Annotated in this window: 6 protein-coding genes; 3 read left to right on the top strand and 3 right to left on the bottom strand. The window is 45.3% G+C overall.

Annotated features, from left to right (window positions below; genetic code table 11):
* Window positions 1–122: 122 nt before the first annotated feature.
* Entirely contained in the window at window positions 123–914 is a 792-nt protein-coding gene (locus QT974_RS29410) for a 2-phosphosulfolactate phosphatase family protein (RefSeq protein WP_333471925.1), read from the bottom strand.
* 115 nt (window positions 915–1,029) lie between these two features.
* Between QT974_RS29410 and QT974_RS29405 the strand changes: the two genes are divergently transcribed.
* Window positions 1,030–2,136 carry an EI24 domain-containing protein gene (locus QT974_RS29405; RefSeq protein ID WP_333471924.1) on the top strand — a complete coding sequence of 369 codons (1,107 nt, stop codon included), beginning with the start codon at window positions 1,030–1,032 and terminating at the stop codon, window positions 2,134–2,136.
* A 3-nt stretch (window positions 2,137–2,139) separates the two neighbouring features.
* Here QT974_RS29405 and QT974_RS29400 read toward each other — a convergent pair whose 3' ends face one another.
* Window positions 2,140–2,415 carry a hypothetical protein gene (locus QT974_RS29400; RefSeq protein ID WP_333471923.1) on the bottom strand — a complete coding sequence of 92 codons (276 nt, stop codon included), beginning with the start codon at window positions 2,413–2,415 and terminating at the stop codon, window positions 2,140–2,142.
* A 391-nt stretch (window positions 2,416–2,806) separates the two neighbouring features.
* Between QT974_RS29400 and QT974_RS29395 the strand changes: the two genes are divergently transcribed.
* Both QT974_RS29395 and QT974_RS29390 read left to right on the top strand, forming a co-directional pair.
* Window positions 2,807–3,538 carry a DUF7873 family protein gene (locus QT974_RS29395; RefSeq protein ID WP_333471922.1) on the top strand — a complete coding sequence of 244 codons (732 nt, stop codon included), beginning with the start codon at window positions 2,807–2,809 and terminating at the stop codon, window positions 3,536–3,538.
* Window positions 3,539–4,057: 519 nt separating this feature from the next.
* A complete protein-coding gene (locus QT974_RS29390; protein WP_333471921.1) occupies window positions 4,058–4,975 on the top strand; it encodes a serine/threonine-protein kinase in 918 nt (305 codons plus the stop codon).
* A 491-nt stretch (window positions 4,976–5,466) separates the two neighbouring features.
* Here the strand turns inward: QT974_RS29390 and QT974_RS29385 are convergent, their stop codons facing one another.
* Window positions 5,467–6,093 carry a J domain-containing protein gene (locus tag QT974_RS29385; protein ID WP_333471920.1) on the bottom strand — a complete coding sequence of 209 codons (627 nt, stop codon included), beginning with the start codon at window positions 6,091–6,093 and terminating at the stop codon, window positions 5,467–5,469.
* Window positions 6,094–6,300: the final 207 nt, after the last annotated feature.

The raw sequence follows: 6,300 nt of genomic DNA, 5'->3' as shown, positions 1-6,300 counted from the left end.
GGAATGCGAGTCCTCCGATTGGATGCGGACTCGCATTCCGAACGATCAAACCAATTTTATCGTCGTTGTTCGAGTAGGTTACTACAAGAGCTCACCTACCAATACTAAATTCGCATAAACTCTCAATTCGCCATTTTTTGCGAAGATGGAACCCAGAAAGCCTCCTCAGGAATTTTAAAATCCGACTTCACCAAAACACCCGGTTCTCGCTGCATCGGGAGCACATCTAAAGTATCTAATTGCGCGCAATATTTTAAATCTTCAATCACGCCCAAACCGAGGAGGCGCTGGCCGTGACTCGCTTTTTCTAATAATTCATGCAGCCGATCTTGCCAGTGCAAATAAAGAGCGATCGCCCCAAACACTTCATCGTTACCAGCAAAATCGATCGCCGGAATACCACTTTCTGCGAGCAAACTTTGGGCGATCGCACCAGCACACACTGTATCCTCCAACGAATAACTCCCTTCCCAACCAGAACCCACAATCCAAATACTTTCCGGCTTTTTACTTAACAAAAACTGCACCACAGATTTGCGGTTAATCAAAGCCGCCGTCAACACAGTAGCAGCAGCTTGCACTCTCTGCAAAGCCCGAGTACCGTTAGTTGTACTGATAAAAATTCGCTTCCCACTCACCTTTTCTGGCGGGCAGTCCAGCGGCGAATTCCCCATGTCAAAACCGTCAACTTTTGCGCCGCCGCGCTCTCCGGCGCGAATCCGCTTGTCTCCAGGCCATTTTTCGCTCTCGACCATCAGCTTATCTAAGTCGCTGAAAACTTGCACGGCTTCCGCGCCGTTATTCAAGGCCGTCGCCATTGTCGTAGTCGCCCGCAGCACATCAACTGCGATCGCGCAAGCCGGCATTTTGTCTGCTGGCGTAAGTTCCGGGGTATGGTAAATAAAAAGCTTCACTTTTCGCTGCTCCCTACAATAAATCCTCATACGCAATAATAATAGAAAGTGACACTCTCACCCCCTAATATCTCAACCGCCAACATGGCAAGGATGTTCTTGATTCCTAAAACCCTTGATTCTATTGCTTCTGAATTCACTCGCAACCGCAGCTAAAGCCTTCTTCCTGAATCCCTCTTTTTACCCTCCGAGCGAAGCCGAAGCGAGCCTTCTTCCTTCTTCCTTCTTCCTTCTTCCTTCTTCTATCGGACTGAAATCTGTTACATCCCTTACATCCGTTACATCCGTTACAGAATCCGTTGCCGAACTTCCTTCTTCCTTCAGCTATATGTCAAAACAGCTCAATTCAAATCCCGTCAGCGCTGCCATTAGCGCACCAATTGGACTCTTAGCAGGTTTCACCTATCCCGTTCGTGCTTTCACATTGATTTGGCAAACTCCCAAGCTGTGGACTTATGTATTAGTTCCCGTCGTCCTAAATTTTTTAATTGGTATCGGACTTTATTTAAGCTTGCTATTTCCTAGTTTAGCAGGCATAGACGTTTTAGTTGCCGATTTGTCCGTCCGATTTAATGATTTAATTGCAAGTTTGCCAGCTTGGCTGAGCTTTCTCGGCGCGTTAACAATCGGTTTTGGCTGGCTGCTGCGCGTACTTTTAGTTTCAGGGCTTTTGTTAATAATTGGGTTTCTATTAGTTCAATTTGGCGTGATTTTAGGTTCGCCATGGTACGGCAAATTATCCGAACAGTTGGAACTTCTGCGGAACGGTCAATTACCCGCAGAAGCACCAATGAACTTGGCTAGTATTTTTCGGGATATTCAAAGAGCGATCGCCTTTGAACTGCGAAAACTACAAATTTTATTGAGCGTTGGTATACCGCTGTTGCTGCTAAATTTTGTCCCAGGATTCGGCTCTATTCTTAGCAGTTTGGGCGGCGTAGCTTTGGGCGCGACTATTGTCTGTTTGGACTTCTTGGATGCACCTTTGGAGCGGCGGAGGCGGCCTTTTCAGGAGAAGCTAGAGATAATTCGGGCGACTTTGCCGGCTAGCGGGAGTTTTGGTTTGGTTTGTTTGGGTTTGGTGAGCATTCCGCTGTTGAATCTGTTGGCAATTCCGCTATGCGTGACGGCGGGAACTTTGTTTTTTTGCGATCGCATTTGGCCCGCCCGCTTTGCACCACAAGAAACCAAGAGCGATGTAGAAACAAACATTACAACTTAAAAACTAGGGAGATACTTCTACTTTCTGCCGAATGCCTTCTACCTGTCGCTGACTCTGGGAGTTAAAGCTCAGAAACGGGCTTAAGAATATCCAACTAACGAAAAAGAAGGAAGCTGTAAATAGCTGAACAATATCGATCGCCGACAAATATCCATCAGACAATAATGCAATGCTTCTATCTGTCAGCCCGAATATCCAAGAGAAAATCCCAAACAACCAAACGCCTTTTTGAAGCATTGGTAAAAACGTTGAAACTTCCGAGTTTTGCTGCTTGTTCATTGATTTAGCCCTTGTTTGCTAAGAATATAATTAACCGGGGCACCCCAAGGGCTTAAGGATTTTTGGTCTTTCCTCGGATTCCCTTTGTTCTCTATATATTAAGAAATGTTTCCAGATATTGCAACTGGCCCCTGGAGGTATTCGCGCATCTATCTCAAGAGGTAGTAAAACGGTGAAAAACCAGTAAACTTTGCTACAGTTTGCCAAAAAGCTGCATCGCACCCTCGCACCAGCCTCGACCCAAAGCTTGTCATTTATTTTGAAGTGTGTCATACTACACGGGTGGTTTTGAGGAATCAAGTCCTCAAAACCCCACAACCCGCAGGAAAAACAATTTGACGCTCAATATCAACCAAAATTTAGATAAGTTCAGCATCAATAACATCAAACTATGGCACGCTTAAATCAGATTATCGCGATCGAGAAAGGCATCAAAAGCCGATCGATCCAAGAACTAGCAGAAGCCCAAAAAGCCCTCCAGAAGCCCGCCGTGCTTTCGGGAATCTCCCGCACGTACCGCCCCAAAGACGAAGAAGGCGAACAACTGCCGCCCGAGTCCAAAAAAGTCGAAGTCAAAGCCGAAGAGATTATCCGCAAAACAACCGAAGTTTTGACCAAACTCTTCGACGTAACCGCAACCAAAGATTGGACAAACTGTAGCGCTCGCGCTGACGTAACGGTAGATGGAAATGTGCTTTTAAGCCAAGTTCCCGTCAGCTATTTGCTATTTATTGAAAAGCAATTAGCAGATTTGCAAGCATTCATCAAAAAACTTCCAGTCTTAGATGCTTCAGAGACTTGGAACTTCGATGCTTCGGCCGACTGTTGGGCCACAGAACCAGTGCAAACTCTCAAGACTTTTAAAACTCCGCGCAATCACGTTAAAGCTGAAGCTACCGAACATCATCCGGCTCAAGTGGATGTCTATTACGAAGATATTACGATCGGCTACTGGCGGACTGTCAAATTTTCTGGAGCTTTACCAGCGCGGCGGATCAATGAGTTGCTGCAAAGAATCGAAGTCTTGCAGCAAGCTGTGATGTTCGCCCGCGAAGAAGCTAACAATTCTGATGTTGAGGAACAGAGAGTGGGAGAGCGAATTTTTCAATTTATTTTCCGCTAATTGCTTGCTTTTGAGATAGTTATGGTTTAAGATATAAACAGAGTACAAGCTCAATCTCAAACTTTAATTTAAACCGTACAACTGTGACAGTGCAGGTTCGACTCCTGTCTTCGTTCAAGAGCGAAGTAGCCCAATTGGTAGAGGCAGCGTTACGTACATTCAATAGCAAGTTATCACTCTAAACTCAGCATTCACCGCCGATCGCCAAAACGAATGTCAGGAACAATCAGGTCATCGAGGTTGCTGGCTCATATCCAGCCCCTTCTACCAAATGCAGGAGGGTAGCTCAATCGGTAGAGCGCGATGATATTAATCTTAAATCCTTGACTTAAATGTGATAGCCTGCGCAAATGGGCGGTAAATAGAAACCCAGTAGTAAGGTCAGAACTACTGGGTTTTATGCTAATTTATTATTCAAACTAATATTGGTTTACAAAAAATAATGCAAAAGCCAGCTCTCAACCCATAAAGTATCAATCATTCCCAATCGAAAAGCCAAAAGCCAAAAGCGAAAATGGTATGAGTTACTGCATCAATCCTCAATGCCAACAACGTGAAAACCCTGCTGCTGCTCAAAATTGTCAGGCTTGCGGCACGGCTTTACTAATTGCCGATCGCTACCGCATCCTGAAACCAGTGCGATCGCCCAATCCCGCACGCCCCACAGACATCTTGGAAGTCGAAGATTTGGCAACTGGGGACAACGAATGGGGAACACTCAAAGTCTTAAAAGTCTTGAAACAAAGCCACAATCCCGATTTACTCCGTTTGTTCCAGCAAGAAGCGCGAGTCTTAATTTGGCTGGCCCGAAGAAGCCGAGTTCCCCAAGTCGAACCTGACGGTTATTTCAAACTCAAACTCCCCAATAACTCCCATAAATTGTGTTGTTTGGTGATGGAAAAAATTGACGGAGAAAACTTGACCCAATTCTTAACTAAAAACCAGCACGTTTCTCAAACCCTAGCTATCGATTGGCTGCAACAAATGCTCCATATTTTGCAGGAAATCCACAGATATCATCTCGTACATCGCGATATTAAGCCATCCAACTTGATGCTGGTCGCCGATCGCCGATTGCGATTAATTGACTTTGGCTGCGCCGCAGAAGCAGACACGGATGCAACACCTCTCGGTACTGCTGGATACTCCGCACCGGAACAAATTGCAGGTAAAGCTGGCGTGCGATCGGACTTTTTTGCTCTGGGGCGTACTTTTGTGCATTTATTGACAGGTCTACCGCCGATCGACTTTCCCGTAAATCCAACAACTGGTAAGATTAATTGGAGGAACCAGGCTGTAGGTGTTGACCAGTCATTCGTAGACTCGATCGACTCATTGATGGAACCGCTACCCGAAAACCGACCGGAAAACACCCAAGTTATTTTAGAAAAACTCAAAAATATAGACCTTTTGATTAGCGGCGCAGAACCGAAGTAATAATCACTGTGATAGTAGCACTAGCAATCAGAGTAAAAGCAAGCTGCACAACCCACTGAGTCGCTTGCTGGTAGTTGAAAAATCGGTCGTTGAACTTCTCGACATCAGTCGCTAGGTGGTCAACACGGGTTGATAGGTGGTCAACACGGGTTGATCAAGTGTCTACGTGGCTTGATAGGCTGTCTAATTTTTCGATTACATCTGTTAATGTTGGTTCCGTGGATGGTGTGGAAATCATTTTTTTTTCAACTCAATAATTTTATGATACTACATTATTAGAAGTGCCGAGCGTAAAAAAATAGTAAGGTGCGTCGCTCATCGATTGTCGATTTTTTTAGGGTTTAAGGGTGGCGACGCACCCTACAACTGTCAACTGTTATGAGTTATGAGTTATGAGTTATGAGTTATTGGTGGCAGCTAACAAATAACCCATAACAACTAACAACTGTCAACTGTCAACTGTCAACTGTCAACTGTCAACTGTCAACTGTTTAATAAATCTGTTCCAACCTGCGAAAATCCCGCTCAACTTCCGCCCACAAAGCCCGATTGTGAGGGTCAGTTTTCACCGCCTTTTTCAAATAAATTCTCGCCTTATCAACCTGCTTTTCCCCGATTAAATGCCGTCCCCAGCGCTGATAGGCGATCGCCTGCCATTGACGCACCTCCAAATCATCGGGCACCCGCTGCGCCAAACCCTCAATTAGGGCGATCGCCCGGGGGAACCTCTGATATTTCAGCAACTGTTGCAGTTCACCATAAGCATCTTTTTTTAACTTTTCTTCCGCCGCCGACAGATCCTGCTTATCATCAGTGGGTTGCTGTTTCCGAGTCACCTTAACAGCCTGCGGTTGAGTTTTCACCGCCTCTGCTGGCGGTGTCGGAGGAGGCGGCACATTTGAATTAGCAGCTTTCGACTCCACAACATCGGCAGGGGCAATATTCACCAGGAACTTATAAGCCTCAGTAATAGTAATAAACTTATTCTTAGCCTGTTCGTTTCCCGGATTCACATCGGGGTGATACTGTCTGGCTAACTTTCGATAAGAGGCCTTAACTTGCGATAAACTCGCACCAGACCTTAGCCCTAACTGTCGGTAATAATCTGCAATATCCATTTACCATGAATCAACTTTTTATAATACCATTAAATATGGCAGAATCCTTAAATGCAAAGATTCTGCCATAATTTACTAGGAACTAAAGTAGTGCGAGGGTTGCCCGCACTACTTAAGCCGAAAGGGTGCATCTGGTTTTTGAAGAGGGCGAGGCATGACCGCATATAAGTTATTAGTTATAATCCCATATTGACTACGGTCATGCTT

Origin of the sequence: Microcoleus sp. BM001215392, from assembly GCF_036700185.1 — a bacterium.
In the GTDB taxonomy this organism is placed as follows: Bacteria; Cyanobacteriota; Cyanobacteriia; order Cyanobacteriales; family Microcoleaceae; genus Microcoleus.
Note: the sequence above shows the minus strand (reverse complement) of the source record. Positions and strands in the feature narration are given on the sequence as shown.